The following is an 18,529-nucleotide window of genomic DNA, read 5'->3' as shown; positions in this document are numbered from 1 at the left end:
AAGCCGTATATCATTTGCTTATGTCTGTTGTGCTTCAATGGTGGAAAAGGAGCTAGACGGCTATCTTCTTCCTAAGCTGTGACAAAAGGTTATTAGCAAGTCGGAAAAAGTAGCCTTGCCGCCGGGTGTTTGCAGGTTCAACATTGGTGGCAAATCTTGCGTAGCGGCGGCTCTTGTCGCAATGGGCACGCAAGATGTTGAAACGGGGGCTGCGTTCCCCCACATGAGTGATACGGAAACGCCCCAAGGGTCGCCAGATCGGGACCGGGGTGTTTTGCCACTAGAAGGAATAAGAGCATGCAAGACCCTCTTGCCACATCGTACCCCGTCCTGCCGCTGCGCGATATCGTGGTGTTCCCACACATGATCGTGCCGCTGTTCGTCGGCCGTGAAAAATCCGTGCGCGCCTTGGAAGAGGTGATGCGCGATGACAAACAGATTTTGCTGTCCAGTCAGATCGACCCCGGTGAGGATGATCCGGCGCAGGACGGTATCTATAAGGCTGGCGTGTTGGCCAATGTGTTGCAGCTGCTGAAATTGCCCGACGGCACCGTCAAGGTACTGGTCGAAGGCCGCGCGCGGGTGCGGATCACTGATTTTGTTGAAAACGACAGCTTTTTTGAAGCATCCGCCGAATATCTGACCGAAGAGCCGGGCAACGAGGACGAGATCGAGGCGCTGGTGCGTACGGTTGCGGCCGAGTTCGAGCGCTACGCTAAGATCAAGAAAAACATCCCCGAGGAGGCAATGGCTGCCGTGTCGGAAACGACCGAGCCTGCCAAACTGGCTGATCTTGTGGCCGGTCACCTTGGCATCGAAGTCGCCGAAAAGCAGGGCCTGCTGGAAACGCTGTCCGTGTCAGAGCGGCTGGAGAAGGTCTATGGCCTGATGCAGGGCGAAATGTCGGTGCTGCAGGTCGAGAAAAAGATTAAGACCCGCGTCAAGACCCAGATGGAGCGCACGCAGCGCGAATACTATCTGAACGAACAGATGAAGGCGATCCAGAAGGAGCTGGGCGACGGCGAGGAAGGTGCCGGCGAAGTGGCCGAACTGGAAGCCCGCATCGCGGCGACCAAGCTGTCGAAAGAGGCCCGTGAAAAGGTCGACGCCGAGATGAAGAAGCTCAAGAACATGAGCCCGATGAGCGCCGAGGCGACCGTCGTGCGCAATTATCTTGACTGGATTCTGGGCGTGCCATGGGGCGTGAAGTCGCGCACCAAAAAGAACCTTGGCCACGCTCAAAAGGTGCTGGATGACGACCACTTTGGCCTGGATAAGGTCAAGGAACGGATCGTGGAATATCTAGCGGTGCAGCAACGCTCTGCCAAGCTGAAGGGGCCGATCATGTGCCTCGTCGGTCCTCCGGGTGTGGGTAAAACCTCGCTTGGGAAATCGGTGGCAAAAGCGACCGGGCGCGAGTTTATCCGCATCAGCCTTGGCGGCGTGCGTGACGAATCCGAAATCCGCGGCCACCGCCGGACCTATATCGGGTCCATGCCCGGCAAGATCATTCAGGCGCTGAAAAAGGCAAAGACGACGAATCCGCTGATCCTGCTCGATGAAATCGACAAGATGGGTCAGGATTTCCGTGGCGATCCCGCCTCTGCCATGCTCGAGGTGCTTGATCCGGAACAGAACGGCAGTTTCGTCGACCACTACCTTGAGGTGGAATACGATTTGTCGAACGTGATGTTCCTGACCACGGCGAACAGCTACAACATGCCGGGGCCGCTGCTGGACCGGATGGAAATCATCAGCCTGTCCGGCTACACCGAAGACGAAAAGCGCGAAATCGCGCGACAGCACCTGCTGCCCAAGGTCATGAAAAACCACGGGCTCAAGCCCAAGGAGTTCAGCGTCGACGATAGCGCGCTAACCGACATTGCGCGCTATTACACCCGCGAGGCTGGGGTGCGGAACTTCGAACGCGAGCTGGCCAAGATCGCCCGCAAGGCTGTAACGCGGATCGTCAAGAAAGAGGTCGAGGCCGTTGCTGTGACTGCGGACAACCTTGATGACTATCTGGGTGTGCGCAAGCATCGCTATGGTTTGGCTGAAAAGGACGATCAGATCGGCGTTGTGACCGGGCTGGCCTGGACGTCTGTCGGCGGCGAATTGCTGTCGATCGAGGCGCTGCGTTTGCCGGGCAAGGGCCGGATGAAAACCACGGGCAAGCTGGGCGATGTGATGAAGGAATCCATCGACGCGGCAAGCTCTTACGTGCGTTCCATCAGCCCCAGCATCGGGGTGAAGCCGACGAAGTTCGACACGACGGACATCCACGTCCACGTGCCCGATGGGGCCACGCCCAAGGACGGGCCTAGCGCAGGTCTGGCGATGGTGACGTCCATCGTGTCGGTCCTGACGCAGATCCCGGTCCGCAAGGATATCGCTATGACCGGCGAGGTGTCTTTGCGCGGCAACGCCATGCCGATCGGCGGGTTGAAGGAAAAACTGCTGGCCGCCTTGCGCGGCGGGATCAAGACTGTGCTGATCCCCGAGGAAAATGAAAAAGACCTCGCGGATATTCCGGACAACGTAAAGGAAGGTCTGACGATCATCCCCGTGGGCCATGTGTCGCAAGTGCTGGAACACGCTCTTGTGCGCCAGCCGGATGCGATCGAATGGGACGAGGCGGCAGAAGAAGCTGCCGCCGCCGCCGCCCTTGCTGCCCGCAATCAGGGCGTTGGGGCAGGGGTCCACTAAGGGCCGGACTTGTTGGTGAAAGGCGCGCCCGGGTGGCGCGCCTTTTGCGTTTGGGGCATGGATATGCCATGATTTATCGCTATTGATGTGGCCATATCGCCCGGCGTGGCGGAACTGGATCAAGCGTGATAAACGCTGATCCATGGCCTTAAAGGATGCAAAATGACCGATAAACCGACCAAAGCTGCCAACGGGACCGTCAAACTTTCCGCCGCAGCGCCAAAAGTCGAAATTACGCCAGCCGCCACCGCCACCGCCCCTGCGCCGCGCGTGGTTGGGGGTAATGTGGACATGCCTGCCGGCGAGTCGGTCAAAAAGGCGGCTTTCATCGACCGCGTGATCGCCCGCGGCGATCTGAAAAAACGCGACGCAAAGCCCGCCATCGAAGCCGCGCTGGCCGAACTGGCCGATCTGCTGGCCGCTGGCGAAGAACTGGTGCTGCCCCCGATGGGCAAGATCAAGGCCGTCAAGGTCAAAGAGCTGACCGAAGGCGCGCAAATGCTAACCTTGAAACTGCGTACGATGAAAGACGGTGCCGGTCTCGGGGCGGGCTCTGCCACCGACGCACAAAATGCGAAATCCGGGGTTGCGAAGGCAGGCGACGCCAGCTAAATCACCCCCGACGGGTGATTAGCTCAGTGGTAGAGCGCTTCGTTCACATCGAAGATGTCAGGAGTTCAAATCTCTTATCACCCACCAGAATTCCAGGGTGTCGCCGCAGGGCGGCACCCTTTTTCTTTGGGAGATGACGTCCATGCATGACCTTTATATTCTGCGCCACGGCGAAACGACGTGGAACAAGGAAGGGCGGATGCAAGGCCTCCTTAACGCGCCGCTGACCGATCTGGGGCAGGCCCAGGCCGCGGCGCAAGGGGCCGTGCTGTCGCTGCGGGATTTGCGCGGTTTTTCGTTCTATAGCTCGCCACTGGCCCGCGCAGTGCAAACCGCCGGAATCGCGCTGGGGGGCGTGGCAACGGAAATCTACACGGATGCGCGTCTGCGCGAAATCGATGTGGGTGCTTGGCAAGGCCAGCTGCGGCGCAGTTTTGCCGCGCCAAGTGCCGCAGAGGGGCCGGATGGCGATTTGTCGGTCTACGCCAGCGCCCCCGGCGAAGGTCTGACCGGTGTTGCCGCGCGGGCGCGGGCATTTCTGGCCGATCTGGACGGCCCGGCCGTCATCGTATGTCACGGAATCATCAGCCGTTTTCTGCGATGTGCGGCGCTCGGCCTTGATGATGCGGCCTGGGATACCTTGCCCGGTGGACAGGGAAACGTATTTTACTTGCACAAAGGTCGCGCAGAGGAGTTGCGCTAGTTTCAAAACCGTTTTAAACGGGCGCTGCGGGTGGTTAGCTCAGTTGGTAGAGCGTTTCGTTTACACCGAAAATGTCGGGGGTTCGAGCCCCTCACCACCCACCATATCCCGCTTCCGTATTGCATATCAGGCTCGTGACGATCGCACGCGATTAAGGTGCGTGCGCCGCGTAATGATCGGCGATGCTGACACTTTGTCCCGCCCGTGCCAAATTCCACACGCCCTTTGCTTGGAATATTTGGGCGCGCTTTTATATCGGCCTAGGCCGCTGGGGTAGGGCTGCAGTGCAGGGCCTTTTGATACTCTGCGATTATCGATGCGCAGACCGGCGGCGTGGCCAGTTTGCTAATCTGCGCCATCATGTCCGCACTAATCTGGCCACGCATGATACCTGCGCCATATTTGCCTCGTGATCATGTTGCCGAGACCGCGACTGGTAAACGGGTATAGGCGCAGCTGCGGTGCCTATGGGCAAGGTCCTGACTTCTTCTGGTTATAAATATCCCGGGGGAGGCGCAGCCGGGGGCAGCGCCCCCATTACGGTAGCGCATTTAAGCCCGGACAAAAATTAATCGCGCCCCGCCGCAGTTTTTATACTTACACCGCTTGACGGGGTCGGGGGGCTTGCATAGAAGCGCGACACGTTCAGTGCAGACGCTGAACGGGTCAAAGGCGGTTGTAGCTCAGTTGGTTAGAGTACCGGCCTGTCACGCCGGGGGTCGCGGGTTCGAGCCCCGTCAACCGCGCCATTGACTCTGATTTGTCTGCCATGTCGTTGAAATGCGCGGTTGTAGCTCAGTTGGTTAGAGTACCGGCCTGTCACGCCGGGGGTCGCGGGTTCGAGCCCCGTCAACCGCGCCATTTCACCTTTCCTGTCAAATCACTGATGTCATGATTTTTCGACGAAAAATCATTCATCGTCGTCTGTGTGGCAGCCGTTTTATGCGGTTTTGCATTTTTCTATGAAAAATGCGGGGGCCAGCCCCCGTCCGCTACGCGGACTCCCCCGGGATATTTGTGACCAGAAGAAGGGCACGGCGCAGGGTGATGCGCCGTGCAACCGGTTCAGGCTGTCATGGCGCGCAGGATTCGCGCCCAGCTGCGGGTGCCTTTGTGGAACGACGACAAATCGTATTTTTCGTTTGGTGAATGGATCTGGTCATCGTCCTTGCCGAAGCCAATCAGCATCGCATCCATATCCAGATATTGTTTGAAGTAAGCGGCGATCGGAATCGACCCGCCGCAGCCGACATAGGCAGCGGCTTGCGGCCATTCGTCAGATAGGGCGCCGCGCGCCTGCGTGAATGCGGGGTGATCCGTGCTCATCTGTCCGGCAGCAGACGCGCCGTGGCTGTGAAATTCCACGCGGCAATCAGCAGGAATCAGGTCCTGCACCATGGTCCGGAACGCATCGCGAATCGCGTGGGGGTCTTGGGTGCCGACAAGGCGAAAGCTGATCTTGGCACTGGCCTTGGCCGGCAGCACGGTTTTGAAGCCGTCACCGGTATAGCCGGCGGTCATGCCGTTCACTTCGCAGGTGGGGCGGGACCAGATCATTTCCAGTGGGCGGCGGCCCTGTTCGCCTGCCGGGATCTTGAGCCCGACTTCACCCAGGAAAGCTTCTGCGTCGAAGTTCAGATCGTCCCAGCTGGCCGCCAGTGCGTTCGACAGTTCCGGCACACCGTCATAGAAGCCCGGCACCGTGATACGGCCTGTGTCGTCGTGCAGGGCGGCGATGACCTTGGCCAACACGCGGGCCGGGTTCATGGCGATGCCGCCATACATGCCTGAATGCAGGTCCTTGGACGGGCCGTGGATCGTGACCTCTTCGCCCAGAAGGCCGCGCAGCTGGGTAATGATGGCGGGGGTTTCCTCTCCGTACAGGCCGGTGTCGCAGATCAGGGCGATGTCGGATTTCAGGATGTCTGCGTGGGACTTCAGGAAGGGGATCAGCGATGGAGATCCGGATTCCTCCTCGCCTTCGAAGAACAGCGTGATGTTGGCGGGCAGGGTGCCGTGGACGGCTTTCCACGCGCGGCAGGCTTCGACGAAGGTCATCAGCTGGCCTTTGTCATCGGACGATCCGCGGCCGCGAATGACCGGTCCTTTGGCGGTTTGTTCGACTGCGGGATCGAACGGGTCGCGGTCCCACAGGTTCAGCGGATCGACGGGCTGCACATCGTAATGGCCATAAAACAGCACGTTCGGGCCGGTCCCGCCGGAGTGGGCGACGACCATCGGGTGGCCGTCGGTGGGGTATTTGCGCGCTGCAAATCCGATGGATTGCAGATCGTCCACCAGCCAGTCGGCAGCGCGATCGCAATCATCCTTGAAGACGGGGTCAGTAGAGATGGACGGGATGCGCAGCAAATCCAGCAGGCGTGCCGTTGCAGCGTTCAGATCATCATCGATCTTTTGCAAGACGGGGGCGAGGGTCGCGTCGGTCATGGGAGTTTGGCCTTGATTTAGACGAATTTGCGCCAAGGTTCTGCCCCTTTCCCCCCAAGGTCAAGCAGGGGGGCTGTTCCGGCGTGTTCGTTTTTATGCACAGGGCCGCACAAATTTGCGCTAGATCAAAGCGCAGATATTCTGGGCCTTTAAGGCAAGGTGACAACAGGTCGCGTGTTGATCGCCGGGCATCAGGCCTATATGCATGCGGAAATCAAGATATTGCCTGCTGCTGGTTGCGGGATGTATCGCACTTTCGAAAGGATAACCGGTGAATTACGACGCAGCGCTCTCGACCGCGATCAATCGGCTTCATGAAGAGGGGCGTTACCGTACCTTCATCGATATCGAGCGTACGCGGGGGCAGTTTCCCCACGCGGTCTGGAACAAGCCTGACGGCAGCAAAGCACCGGTCACCGTATGGTGTGGCAACGACTATCTTGGCATGGGTCAGCATCCGGTTGTTTTGTCGGCAATGCACGACGCGCTGGACGCGACCGGTGCAGGCTCTGGCGGGACGCGTAACATTTCCGGGACCACGGTCTATCACAAGCAGCTGGAAGCCGAGCTGGCCGATCTGCATGGCAAGGAAGAGGCGTTGCTTTTCACCAGCGCCTATATCGCCAACGACGCTACGCTAAGTACGCTGCCAAAGCTGTTTCCCGGTCTGATCATCTATTCGGATGCGCTGAACCACGCGTCCATGATCGAAGGTGTGCGCCGCAATGGCGGGGCCAAGCGTATTTTCCGTCATAACGATTTGGCGCACCTGCGCGAGCTTTTGGCGGCTGATGATCCAAATGTGCCAAAGCTGATCGCGTTCGAATCGATCTATTCGATGGATGGCGATTTTGCCCCGATTGCCAAGATCTGTGATCTGGCAGACGAATTTAATGCGCTGACCTATATCGACGAGGTACATGCTGTCGGCATGTATGGCCCGCGCGGGGCAGGGGTGGCAGAGCGGGACGGCCTGATGGGCCGTATCGATATTATCAATGGCACCCTGGCAAAGGCATATGGCGTCATGGGCGGCTATATCGCGGCATCGGCCAAAATGTGCGACGCGGTGCGGTCCTATGCGCCGGGTTTCATCTTTACCACATCCTTGCCACCTGCCGTCGCGGCGGGTGCGGCGGCCAGCGTCAAGCATCTGAAGACGGATCAAAGCCTGCGCGATGCGCAGCAAACGCAAGCCAAGATCCTGAAATTGCGGCTAAAGGGCCTTGGCCTGCCAATTATCGATCATGGCAGCCATATCGTGCCGCTGATGGTGGGTGATCCCAAGCATACCAAGCTGATGTCTGACATGCTGCTGGACCGGTTCGGGATCTATGTGCAGCCGATCAACTTTCCAACAGTTCCACGCGGGACAGAGCGGCTGCGCTTTACGCCGTCGCCGGTACACGGGGCTAAGGAAATGGATGCGCTGGTCGGTGCGCTGGATAACCTTTGGTCACATTGTGCGCTGAATCGCGCCGATATGGCGGGCTAACTTTTCTGCAAGTGCACAACACGGAACCGTGTGATACTTGGTGATTAATCAATCTTTAAGAGATGATTCGACTAAAGTGGGATCGTGATCTAGGGTTGAACTCGGGGCAGGCACACGGCGGAACGATAATGATCGTAAAGAGCTTTCGGCGCGCAAAGGCGGTCGCGGACGTTGAAACCAAAGGTTTCGACGCTTTTGACATGCGTCTTGGTGACATGATGCGCGGCGAACGTGCAACCATGGGCAAAAGCCTGCTGGATGTGCAGCGCGAGCTGAAAATCAAGGCTGCCTATATTTCTGCAATCGAAAACGCTGATCCGTCAGCCTTTGATACACCCGGTTTTATCGCCGGTTATGTGCGGTCCTATGCGCGTTACCTGAAAATGGACCCCGATTCCGCGTTTGAAACATTTTGCCGCGAAAGCGGCTTTAGCACGGCGCATGGCATGTCGGCGGCGGCGTCTTCGGCCAAGCCGGCTAAGTTTCAAGCGCAGCGCACACCGATGGGCAAGGATATCTTTTCCGCCTCGGCCACGCCGTTCATTCCCCACGGGGACCGGATGTTTTCCGGCATCGAACCGGGCGCAGTGGGCTCGTTGCTTGTGCTGGTCGCCTTGATCGGCGGCCTTGGTTATGGCGGTTATTCCGTCCTGCAAGAGGTGCAGAAGGTGCGTCTGGCCCCGGTGGACCAGACCCCTGTTGTGCTGTCGGATCTGGATCCGCTGGCCGGGGCGTCGCAAATCGCCGATGCCGGCACCGATGCGCCCGATTTTGCAGCCCCCACGCCAGAGGCGCTGGACCGCCTGTATCGCCCGCAAGCCCTGGATGTGCCGGTGCTGGTTGCGCGCGATGCGCCGATTTCGACCCTGTTGCCGGGCACATCCGGCACGCTGGGCAATCTGGCGGTGGATCAGGGCCTGCGTCAGGCCGCAGCCGAGGTGACCGTTGATACGCCGCTGCCCGGGGCAGAGCCTGCGCAGACCATTCAGGTCAGCGAAGGCCCCGTGCCAGAGGTGCAGCTTGTTGCTGTTCGTCCGGCTTGGGTGCGGGTGCGCACGGCTGACGACTCGATCATCTTTGAAGGTATCATGAACGCCGGCGACACCTTTGCGCTGCCTGCAACAGAAGAGCCTGCAACCCTGCGTGTCGGCGAAAGCGGCGCGGTGTATTTCGCGGTGAACGGTCAGCACTATGGCCCCGCCGGCCCCAATGGCACGGTGACGTCGAACCTTGCGTTGTCAGCTGACAACCTGACGCAAAAGTTTGCGGTGGCTGATCTGAACAGCGACGGCGACCTGCGCGCCATCGTGAATGTCGCAGAGGCGATCGTCACCGAATAACCCCCGCAAGGCGGTTGCTGGCAGGCGTGTGACGGCCTAGTTAAGGGCAAAGTCCCTTTTCGAAAGACCGTCATGTCGGACCTGCATTCCATTCGCCCCTGGCGTCATATCGAACGCCGCAAAAGCCGCCAGATCATGGTGGGCAATGTCCCTGTCGGGGGCGGCGCGCCGATTTCGGTGCAGACCATGACCAACACCCTGACCACGGATGTCAAAGGCACCATCGCGCAAATCCAGGCGGCAGCGGATGCGGGCTGCGATATTGTGCGTGTGTCGATCCCGGACGAAGCCTCGGCCAAGGCGCTGAAGCTGATTGTACCAGAGGTCAGCGTGCCCATCGTCGCGGACATCCATTTTCATTACAAACGCGGGATCGAAGCGGCAGAGGCGGGCGCGGCCTGCCTGCGCATTAACCCCGGGAACATCGGCGACGAAAAGCGCGTGAAAGAGGTCATCAAGGCCGCCCGCGATCATAACTGCAGCATCCGGATCGGCGTGAACGCCGGATCACTGGAACGGCACCTGCTTGACAAATACGGAGAGCCGACGCCCGACGCGATGGTCGAAAGCGGCCTAGATCATATCAAGATCCTGCAGGACAACGATTTTCACGAATTTAAGATCAGCTGCAAAGCCTCTGATGTTTTCATGGCCGCGGCGGCCTATCAGCAGCTGGCCGATCTGACCGACGCCCCGATCCATCTGGGTATCACCGAAGCAGGCGGTCTGATTTCCGGCACAGTCAAATCCGCCATCGGCATGGGCAACCTGCTGTGGGCTGGCATCGGTGACACGATCCGCGTGTCCCTGTCAGCCGACCCCGTGCAAGAGGTCAAAATGGGGTTCGAGATCCTCAAATCCCTTGGTCTGCGCCACCGGGGCGTGAACATCATCTCTTGCCCGTCCTGCGCACGTCAGGGGTTTGATGTGATTAAAACGGTCGAAGTGCTGGAGGCGCGGCTGGAGCATATTAAGACGCCGATGTCCCTGTCGATCATCGGCTGCGTCGTCAACGGCCCCGGGGAAGCGCTGATGACCGATGTCGGCTTTACCGGCGGCGGCAACGGGTCTGGCATGGTTTATCTGGCGGGCAAGCAAAGTCACAAGCTGGGCAACGAGGCGATGATCGAACACATCGTCGAACAGGTTGAAAAGAAGGCGGCAGAGCTGGAAGCAGCTAACGCCAAGACAAAAGCGCAAACCGCTTAAAACCGCGCGAATGCCGCAGGCAAAAAGGGGGCGCTGGTTTTCACCAGCGCCCCCTTGTCATTTTCGCTACCTTGGCGGGTTAGCCGGGCATCACATCGCCTTCATACCACGGCGCGATGACGACCGTTGCCGTGTCGCCAACCAGTGCCGCGAACTCTTCGGGGTTCTGGGTGCCGCCGTCCTGGCCACGGTAGTGATAGGGATAGACATAGGTAGGCATGAATTCAGCCACGGCAGATGCGGCGGATTCCTTGTCCATGGTAAAGGGCAGGTTCATGCTGATGAACGCCACATCAATGTTTTCCAGCGCGCGCATTTCTGGCGTATCTTCGGTATCGCCAGAGACATAGACCCGCAGCCCGTCAAAGGTCAGGACATAACCATTGTCGCGGCCTTGCGGGTGATACTTCATCCGGTCTTCGGTCAGGTTGTAGGCGGGGATCGCATCGATTGCCATCCCGTTGTATTCGCCGCTGACGCCATTGGCCATTTCGGTCGCTTTGGCCTTCAGGTCGTCCGGCAGCATGGCAAAAACGGCAGGGTTGGTGATGATCTGCGTGTTGTCGCCGACAATCGCCGCCAGCGTTTCGGCGTTGTAGTGATCGCCATGCTCGTGCGTGATCAGGATCAGGTCCGGCGTGCCGTGGTCTGCATACATGGATGCATCGCCAATGGGATCGACATACAGGGTCCCGATCGGGGTCGTCATGACGATGGACGCATGGTCGATCGGGTAAATGGTGACGTCGCCGGCGTTTGTGGCATAGACATCACCGGCATGGGCGGCTGCCATAGCAGCATAGGGCAGCAGCGTTACGGCACCCGCTGCGGCAGCAGAGGTCGCAAGGAAATGGCGGCGTGTGGTGGTCATGGGACTCTCCCGTTGGTTGACGTTGACGCTAACCTAGGACAAGTCCCTGCGGCGACCAGTCAAATTGCTGTCAGCTGCGCAACTGGTCGACAAGCTGCTGCATCTGGTCAACCGGCACATATCCGCGCACCATCTGATCCTGAATGACAAAGGTGGGTGTGCCGGAAATATTCAGCGCTTGACCCAGCGCCCGGTTCGCGTTGATCCGGCGCGCAATCTCCGGGTCTTCCATTCGGGCGATGATGGCCGCGCCATCCAGATCAAGGCTGTCAGCCAGACGGCTCAGGCTTTCGGCGCTGATCTCTCCGTTGTAGTTCATCAGCGTTTCGTGCACCGCTGCGTAGGCGTCATCGCCGCTGACCAGTTGGGCCGCCATGGCGAACTGCGCGCCAAGCACCGACTGTTCACCCAAAATCGGGAATTCCTTGACGATAAATCGGATGTTGCCGTCAGTAGACAGCAGGCTTTCGACCTCTGGATAGGCTTTTTTGCAATAGCCGCAGCGGTAATCCATGAACTCCACCACGGTGATATCGCCATCGGGGTTGCCGCCCACCCAGCTGTATCCGTCATTCAGCAATGCAGCGCTTTGCGCAGCTAGCATGTCCTGATCTGCCTGGGCCGCAGCGGCATCTTCGCGCTGTTGCAGCACGCCGACGGCTTCCATGATCACCTCCGGGTTGGCCATCAGATAGGCGCGGACCCGTTCGCCAAAGGCGGCGTCGTCGTCGGACTGCGCAAGGGCGGGCAAGGCCAGCGACAGGGTCAGGGCAGTGGCGGCGGTCAGGGTGCGAAACATCAGGGTCACTTTCTATCGGTTCGCATGGATTATGCGCAGATCGGGGCCGGACTGCCAAGGCGGCGCGGCGCGGGCGGTTGACGCACCCCCGCCTTGGGGGGCACAAGTTGCCAAAAGCAGTAGGGGCATAAGATGCGCAGCTCAACCCGGGGGAATGTCGATCCCTTTATCGTGATGGACGTCATGGAGGCCGCCCGCGCCGCAGAGGATGCGGGCCGGTCGATCATTCACATGGAAGTCGGCCAGCCCGGCACCGGTGCGCCCGCCGCGGCCAAGGAGGCGCTGAAGGCTGATCTGGAAACACCGCTGGGCTATACCGTCGGGCTTGGCCTGCCGGCGCTGCGCCGCCGCATTGCCCAGCATTACGGCGATATTTATGACGTCGACCTTAATCCAGGGCGGGTCGTGATCACGGCAGGCGCTTCGGGGGCTTTCGTGCTGGCGTTTTCGGCGCTGTTCGACAATGGCGAAAGGGTCGGGCTGGGGCTGCCCTGCTATCCCAGCTATCGCCAGATCCTAAAGGCGATGGGTCTGCAACCGGTCGAAATCGAAACCCGCGCCCGGGGCCGCTATCAGCCGCAACCCGAAGACATCGCTGCCCATGATCTGGCAGGGCTGATCGTGGCGTCCCCCGCGAACCCCACGGGCACCATGTTGAACGAAGGCGAGCTGACCGCCCTGGCCGACGCCTGTGCAGCCCGGGATGCGGCGCTCATCTCGGACGAGATTTATCACGGCATCGGGTATGGCACCCGCGCCGTTTCCGCGCTGGAGGTGACGCAGGACGCCTATATCATCAACAGCTTTTCCAAGTATTTCAGCATGACCGGCTGGCGCTGCGGCTGGATGGTGGTGCCAGAAGACCATGTGCGCACCGTCGAACGCCTTGCGCAGAATATGTTCATTTGCCCCTCTCATGCCAGCCAGCGGCTTGCGCTGCATGCGATGGACTGCCGGGACGAGTTGGACGCGAACCTGAGCGTTTATCAGGCCAACCGCACCCTGCTGCTGGACGGTCTGGCGCAGGCGGGCTTTGACACCATCGCGCCGCCCGACGGCGCGTTTTATATCTATGCCGATATCTCGGCCCATGCGGATGACAGCCGCGCCATGGCCGCCGATATTCTGGACAAGGCGGGCGTCGCTGTGACGCCGGGGCTGGATTTCGACCCCATCCACGGCCACCGTTGGCTGCGTTTTTCCTATGCCGGACGCACCGCCGATATGGCCGAAGGACTGGAGCGCTTGCGCCGCTACATGGCGGAACGCCGATGATCCGCACGCTGGCGCTGTGTCTGTTGCTGGCGGCACCGGCAGCGGCGCAGGACTTTTCCGCGCTGGCCCGTATTGATCCGGCGGCCAGCCGCATTGCCGACGACGGGCAGGGGCTGCGGGTGGATCTGGCGCTGAGCCAGACTGTGCCCTACCGCGTTTTCACACTGACAGATCCGATGCGTGTCATCGTCGATTTCCGAGAGGTCGATTTCAGCGGGTTGATCCCCGAAGACCTGTGGCAATACGGAACTGCGACAGAGGTCAGCTTTGGCCCGCTGCGCCCCGGCTGGTCGCGGCTTGTCGTGACGCTGGACGCACCGCTGGCCGTGGCGCAGGCCGGGCTGACGGTGAATGACCGGACCGGCGCTGCGCGGCTGAACCTGCGGCTGACGCCGACGGATGCCAATAGCTTTGCCGCAAGCGCTGGTGCGCCCGATGCACCCGCTGCGCCCGATGTCAGCCTTGACGCACCCGCCTTGCGCCGCGGCCCGCTGGTGGTTGCCATCGACCCCGGCCATGGCGGCGTCGATCCCGGTGCCACCCGCGGCGACATTCACGAAGCTGACCTGATGCTGCAGCTTGGCATAGAGGTGGCCGAGGCGATCAACCGTAGCGGCACGCTTCAGGCTGTACTGACCCGCACTGCGGATGAATTTGTCCCGCTGGAAGAGCGTATGACCATTGCCCGCGCCGCTGGCGCCGGCGTTATGGTTTCGCTTCACGCCGATGCGCTGGACGACACCGTGACACGCGGTGCCTCTGCCTATACCCTGAACGCCGAAGGGCAGGACCGGGCGGCGCAGCGGATGGCCGAACGGCATGAACGCGGCGATCTGTTGACCGGGTTGGACCTGACCGGACAGGATGACCGCGTCGCGACCGTGCTGATGGATATGGCCCGCGCCGAAACCATGCCTGCCTCGCGCCGCCTGGCGGATGCGCTTGTCGCTGGTCTGCGCGGTTCAGGCGCGCGCATCAACAGCCGGCCGCTGCGACAGGGGCGGCTTGCGGTGCTGAATGCTGCCGACTTTCCCTCTGTGTTGCTGGAAGCCGGCTTTTTGTCGAATGCTGCCGACCGTGCGGCCCTGTCCACCCCGGACGGGCGCGCACCCATCGTGGCCGGGATCACCGCCGCCTTGCAGGACTGGGCCACAGCCGAAGCCGCCCGCGCCCCGCTGAAGCGGCAGTAGCGCGATCATCGGGCGACTGGCGCGAATGTGACCCTGAATTCGGGGGGGATTTGCGCAAAGGATGCCGATCTGCTTTTGACGCCAGCGGGGGGCCGCCCTATAAGCGGGCAATTCCGTCAGAAGGGTCTTCGGCCATGCTCCGTTTTATCATGTCATTTTTCGGCGGCATCTTTTCGATGCTGTGCCTTGGGCTTGTCATGGCGGCGCTGGGTCTGGGCGGCATTTTCTATATGTATGGCCGGGATTTGCCATCATATGACACGCTGGCGCAATACACGCCTAAGACGATCAGCCGCATCTATTCGGGCGAAGGGCAGATTATCGACGAATTCGCCGTCGAACGTCGTCTGTTCACCCCCGCCGAAGATATTCCCGACATGGTAAAGCATGCCTTTATCAGCGCCGAGGACAAGAATTTCTATTCCCACGCAGGTTATGATGCGGGCGGTATGGCCGCCGCGCTGGTCGATGCGATCAAATCGCGCGGCGAAGACGTGCGCGGCGCATCGACGATCACACAGCAGGTGATGAAGAACTTTTTGCTCGACGGCTCCCGCTCGGTCGAGCGCAAGATCAAGGAAATCATCCTTGCCACCCGGATCGAAGGGGCGATGCCCAAGGACAAGATCCTTGAACTTTACCTGAACGAGATTTTTCTGGGCAAGAACAGCTACGGCGTGACCGCAGCCTCCTTGACCTATTTCAACAAATCCCTGTCCGAATTGACCGTGGAAGAAGCCGCCTATCTGGCCGTGCTGCCCAAGGCGCCGTCCGACTATGACCCGGTCCGCCAATACGACCGGTCCATCGCCCGGCGCGATTTCGTCCTGCGCGAAATGTGGGAAAACGGTTTCATCGAAGACGAGGCCTACGAGACAGCAAAGGCCACGCCGCTGCGCACCGTGCAGTCGGGCGATTACGAAAGCTTTCGGTCCGAACTGCCGCCGCGCGACTATTTCACCGACGAAATCCGCCGCCAGCTAAGCCAGAACTTCGGCGAGGATGAATTCTTTTCCGGCGGTCTTGCGATCCGCGCAACTGTCGATGCCGACCTGCAGGTCGAGGCGGCCCATGCGCTGCAACGCGCTTTGGAAACTTATGATCGCGGGCAGGGGCGCTGGCGCGGCACGGGCAAGTCGATTGACCCATCCTTGCTGGGCACCGAAGCCGATTGGCGCAAGGCCCTGGCCGCCACCGAAGTGCCCCGTGACATTACGCTGGAAAATGAATGGTTCCCCGCTGTCGTGCTGGAAGTGGGCGATGCGAACATGCGCCTTGGCATCGAAAGCGTGCAGGAAACCGAAGCGGAACCCTTTGTCGTCCCGCGCGAGGATATCGCTTGGATGAAGGGTAGCTTTGTCGACAACTTCGCCATCGGCGACGTGGTGCTGGTGCGCCGCATGACGCAGGATAGCGACGGCGCATTCATCCGCTGGACGCTGCGGCAGGTGCCGCAGGTGCAGGGCGCGTTCATGGCGATGGACGTGAACACGGGCCGGGTTCTGGCGATGCAGGGCGGGTTTTCCTATCAGGCATCGGTGTTCAACCGGGCCACGCAGGCCAAGCGGCAGCCGGGATCAAGCTTCAAGCCGTTCGTCTATGCCGCGGCCCTTGATTCAGGCTATTCGCCCGCCACGGTCGTGGTCGACGCGCCGATCGAAATCAACACACCCCAAGGTGTCTGGCGCCCGCAGAACTATTCCAACAAGTTTTACGGCCCGACGCCGCTGCGCACCGGTATCGAACAGTCGCGCAACCTGATGACCGTGCGTCTGGCCCAAGAGGTCGGGATCGACACCGTTGCCAGTTACGCCGAAAAGTTCGGTGTCTACGACAATATGAACCGCGTGCTCGCCGCCTCTTTGGGATCTGACGAGACGACATTGTTCAAGATGGTTGCATCCTACGCCATGTTCGCCAATGGCGGCGAACGGGTCGAGCCGACGCTGGTTGACCGGGTGCAGGACCGCTACGGCAACACCGTTTACCGCCATGATCAGCGCGTGTGCGAAGATTGCCAGCTGACCAGTCTGCCCAGCGGTGACGCCCCGCGCATTACATCAAACCGCCAGCGGGTGATGAACGAAATTACCGCCTATCAGCTGACGTCCATGATGGAAGGCGTGGTCAAGCGCGGCACCGCGAAAAACGCGATCAACCTGCCTGTGCCGATCGCCGGCAAAACCGGCACGACCAACGACGAAAAAGACGCCTGGTTCGTCGGCTTTTCGTCCAACATCGTGGCTGGCTGCTACATCGGTTTCGACAACCCGCGCCCCATGGGTAAATCCGCTTCTGGCGGCGGGATCTGTGCGCCGGTGTTCAACGCCTTCATGGGGCAGGCGATCAAGAAATACGGCGGCGGTGCATTCAAGGTGCCGGCCGATTGCCAGTTCATCAACATCGACCGCTTTTCCGGTGCGCGTCTGGGTGACGGTGCCAGCGGCGACAACGTAATTGCGGAATGTTTCCGTCCGGGCGAAGAGCCGGTCTTTGGCGTCACCTTCGACGGCGGCTTTGCGATGGCAGCCGATCTACCGCTGGTGGACGAAGTGCCGCGCGCGGCGCGTCAGGTTCAGACCAGCACTGGCGGCACCGCAACGGTCGGGCCAAAAGCGACCTTTGGCACGCTGTCCTCTGGCGGGCTTTACTAGCCATTCCCTTGCCGTAACCGCGGCGGCGGGTTAGACCCGCCCCGCAGCCGCCCGGCTTTGGGCGGTGCAATTTGCCCGTCGAAGGATCAAGACCATGCGCGCCGAAACACAGAACACGATTGATGCGATCAAAAAGTCGCTGACCCTGCTGGCGCAGCGGCTGGATTACGACACCGCCCCGCACCGGCTAGAGGAATTCGACGCCCGCGTCGAAGATCCGACCCTGTGGGACGATCCCGCGCATGCGCAAAAGCTGATGCGCGAACGGCAGATGCTGGTCGATTCGATGGGCAGCTATGAAGGCATCCGTCAGGAACTGGCCGACAACGTCGAGCTGATCGAGATGGGTGAGATGGAAGACGATGCCGAAATCGTGGCAGAGGCTGAAGCCGCCCTAACCGCGCTGAAGGCAAAAGCTGCTGAAAAAGAGCTTGAAGCGCTGCTGAACGGCGAGGCGGACGGCAACGATACCTTCCTTGAAATCAACGCCGGCGCTGGCGGCACCGAATCCTGCGACTGGGCCAACATGCTGGCGCGCATGTATGTCCGCTGGGCGGAAAAGAAGGGCTACAAGGTTGAATTGCAGTCCGAAAGCCCGGGCGAGGAAGTCGGCATCAAATCCGCCGCCTACAAGATTTCCGGCCCTAACGCCTATGGCTGGCTGAAGTCGGAATCCGGCGTACACCGTCTGGTCCGTATTTCGCCCTACGATTCGGCGGCCAAACGGCACACCTCCTTCAGTTCTGTCTGGGTCTATCCGGTGGTGGACGACAACATTGAAATCGACGTGCAGGACAAAGACATCCGCATCGACACCTACCGGTCGTCCGGTGCAGGCGGTCAGCACGTGAACACGACCGACTCGGCCGTGCGAATTACGCACCACCCCACAGGGATCGTCGTAACATCGTCGGAAAAGTCCCAGCACCAGAACCGGGATATCGCGATGAAGGCGTTGAAGTCGCGGCTGTATCAGATGGAATTGGACCGCCGGAATGCCGCCATCAACGAGGCGCATGACAACAAAGGCGACGCAGGCTGGGGCAACCAGATCCGGTCCTATGTGCTGCAGCCTTACCAGATGGTAAAAGACCTGCGCACCCGGTACGAGACGTCGGACACCTCTGGCGTGCTGGACGGTGATCTGGACGCGCTGATGGCCGCAACGTTGGCGATGGACGTCAGTGGCAAAAGTCGGGCAGAGGCGAACCTGGAAGACTAAACATG

At 60.4% G+C, this 18,529-nt stretch carries 13 protein-coding genes and 4 tRNA genes; 14 read left to right on the top strand and 3 right to left on the bottom strand.

Annotated features, from left to right (window positions below; translation table 11 throughout):
* The first annotated feature begins 297 nt into the window (after positions 1-297).
* The 7 genes from lon (at position 298) to SJY10_RS11065 (ending at position 4,882) form a co-directional block, all read left to right on the top strand.
* Entirely contained in the window at positions 298-2,706 is a 2,409-nt protein-coding gene (gene lon / locus SJY10_RS11095; RefSeq protein WP_386682539.1) for an endopeptidase La, read from the top strand.
* 162 nt (positions 2,707-2,868) lie between these two features.
* The gene (locus SJY10_RS11090) at positions 2,869-3,318 is read left to right on the top strand and encodes an HU family DNA-binding protein (protein ID WP_386682537.1); all 450 of its coding nucleotides are present in this window, start codon (positions 2,869-2,871) and stop codon (positions 3,316-3,318) included.
* Between the two features lie 12 nt (positions 3,319-3,330).
* Positions 3,331-3,405 (top strand) — tRNA-Val (locus tag SJY10_RS11085).
* Positions 3,406-3,460: 55 nt separating this feature from the next.
* A complete protein-coding gene (locus SJY10_RS11080) occupies positions 3,461-4,021 on the top strand; it encodes a histidine phosphatase family protein (protein WP_386682535.1) in 561 nt (186 codons plus the stop codon).
* Positions 4,022-4,049: 28 nt separating this feature from the next.
* Positions 4,050-4,125, top strand: a tRNA-Val gene (locus tag SJY10_RS11075).
* A 568-nt stretch (positions 4,126-4,693) separates the two neighbouring features.
* Positions 4,694-4,770: transfer RNA gene (locus SJY10_RS11070), tRNA-Asp, on the top strand.
* Positions 4,771-4,805: 35 nt separating this feature from the next.
* A tRNA-Asp gene (locus SJY10_RS11065) sits at positions 4,806-4,882 on the top strand.
* Positions 4,883-5,086: 204 nt separating this feature from the next.
* Here the strand turns inward: SJY10_RS11065 and SJY10_RS11060 are convergent.
* A complete protein-coding gene (locus SJY10_RS11060; protein WP_386682533.1) occupies positions 5,087-6,469 on the bottom strand; it encodes a M20/M25/M40 family metallo-hydrolase in 1,383 nt (460 codons plus the stop codon).
* Between the two features lie 271 nt (positions 6,470-6,740).
* Between SJY10_RS11060 and hemA the strand changes: the two genes are divergently transcribed.
* The 3 genes from hemA (at position 6,741) to ispG (ending at position 10,513) form a co-directional block, all read left to right on the top strand.
* Complete coding sequence (gene hemA / locus SJY10_RS11055; RefSeq protein ID WP_386682531.1) at positions 6,741-7,964, top strand: 5-aminolevulinate synthase; 1,224 nt, start codon at positions 6,741-6,743, stop codon at positions 7,962-7,964.
* A gap of 128 nt (positions 7,965-8,092) precedes the next feature.
* Complete coding sequence (locus SJY10_RS11050) at positions 8,093-9,304, top strand: helix-turn-helix domain-containing protein (RefSeq protein ID WP_386682529.1); 1,212 nt, start codon at positions 8,093-8,095, stop codon at positions 9,302-9,304.
* 72 nt (positions 9,305-9,376) lie between these two features.
* Positions 9,377-10,513 (top strand): flavodoxin-dependent (E)-4-hydroxy-3-methylbut-2-enyl-diphosphate synthase, encoded by a 1,137-nt coding sequence (ispG, locus tag SJY10_RS11045; protein WP_386682527.1) that lies wholly within the window; start codon positions 9,377-9,379, stop codon positions 10,511-10,513.
* A 79-nt stretch (positions 10,514-10,592) separates the two neighbouring features.
* Here ispG and SJY10_RS11040 read toward each other — a convergent pair whose 3' ends face one another.
* Entirely contained in the window at positions 10,593-11,384 is a 792-nt protein-coding gene (locus tag SJY10_RS11040; RefSeq protein ID WP_386682525.1) for an MBL fold metallo-hydrolase, read from the bottom strand.
* 70 nt (positions 11,385-11,454) lie between these two features.
* Complete coding sequence (locus SJY10_RS11035; protein WP_386682523.1) at positions 11,455-12,183, bottom strand: DsbA family protein; 729 nt, start codon at positions 12,181-12,183, stop codon at positions 11,455-11,457.
* Positions 12,184-12,315: 132 nt separating this feature from the next.
* Here SJY10_RS11035 and SJY10_RS11030 point away from each other — a divergent pair, with 132 nt between their 5' ends.
* The 4 genes from SJY10_RS11030 (at position 12,316) to prfB (ending at position 18,524) form a co-directional block, all read left to right on the top strand.
* Positions 12,316-13,458, top strand: a complete 1,143-nt coding sequence (locus tag SJY10_RS11030) for a pyridoxal phosphate-dependent aminotransferase (RefSeq protein ID WP_386682518.1) — start codon at positions 12,316-12,318, stop codon at positions 13,456-13,458.
* Entirely contained in the window at positions 13,455-14,648 is a 1,194-nt protein-coding gene (locus tag SJY10_RS11025) for an N-acetylmuramoyl-L-alanine amidase (RefSeq protein ID WP_386682516.1), read from the top strand. Before SJY10_RS11030 ends, SJY10_RS11025 begins: the two co-directional genes overlap by 4 nt.
* Before the next feature lie 134 nt (positions 14,649-14,782).
* A complete protein-coding gene (locus SJY10_RS11020; RefSeq protein ID WP_386682514.1) occupies positions 14,783-17,302 on the top strand; it encodes a penicillin-binding protein 1A in 2,520 nt (839 codons plus the stop codon).
* 94 nt (positions 17,303-17,396) lie between these two features.
* Positions 17,397-18,524: a peptide chain release factor 2 gene (prfB, locus tag SJY10_RS11015; RefSeq protein WP_386682512.1), complete on the top strand. Its 1,128-nt coding sequence runs from the start codon at positions 17,397-17,399 to the stop codon at positions 18,522-18,524.
* The last annotated feature ends 5 nt before the right edge of the window (positions 18,525-18,529 follow it).

This window comes from Loktanella sp. R86503 (genome assembly GCF_042466455.1).
GTDB lineage: Bacteria > Pseudomonadota > Alphaproteobacteria > Rhodobacterales > Rhodobacteraceae > Loktanella.
The sequence above is the reverse complement of the archived record's forward strand: the minus strand, read 5'-3'. Positions and strand labels throughout refer to the sequence as shown.

Coding starts and splice junctions, on each gene's coding strand:
- SJY10_RS11050 (WP_386682529.1), top strand. CDS start 8,093: ATGATCGTAAAGAGCTTTCGGCGCGCAAAGGCGGTCGCGGACGTTGAA.
- ispG (WP_386682527.1), top strand. CDS start 9,377: ATGTCGGACCTGCATTCCATTCGCCCCTGGCGTCATATCGAACGCCGC.
- prfB (WP_386682512.1), top strand. CDS start 17,397: ATGCGCGCCGAAACACAGAACACGATTGATGCGATCAAAAAGTCGCTG.
- SJY10_RS11060 (WP_386682533.1), bottom strand. CDS start 6,469: ATGACCGACGCGACCCTCGCCCCCGTCTTGCAAAAGATCGATGATGAT.
- SJY10_RS11030 (WP_386682518.1), top strand. CDS start 12,316: ATGCGCAGCTCAACCCGGGGGAATGTCGATCCCTTTATCGTGATGGAC.
- SJY10_RS11020 (WP_386682514.1), top strand. CDS start 14,783: ATGCTCCGTTTTATCATGTCATTTTTCGGCGGCATCTTTTCGATGCTG.
- SJY10_RS11035 (WP_386682523.1), bottom strand. CDS start 12,183: ATGTTTCGCACCCTGACCGCCGCCACTGCCCTGACCCTGTCGCTGGCC.
- SJY10_RS11080 (WP_386682535.1), top strand. CDS start 3,461: ATGCATGACCTTTATATTCTGCGCCACGGCGAAACGACGTGGAACAAG.
- SJY10_RS11025 (WP_386682516.1), top strand. CDS start 13,455: ATGATCCGCACGCTGGCGCTGTGTCTGTTGCTGGCGGCACCGGCAGCG.
- SJY10_RS11040 (WP_386682525.1), bottom strand. CDS start 11,384: ATGACCACCACACGCCGCCATTTCCTTGCGACCTCTGCTGCCGCAGCG.
- SJY10_RS11090 (WP_386682537.1), top strand. CDS start 2,869: ATGACCGATAAACCGACCAAAGCTGCCAACGGGACCGTCAAACTTTCC.
- lon (WP_386682539.1), top strand. CDS start 298: ATGCAAGACCCTCTTGCCACATCGTACCCCGTCCTGCCGCTGCGCGAT.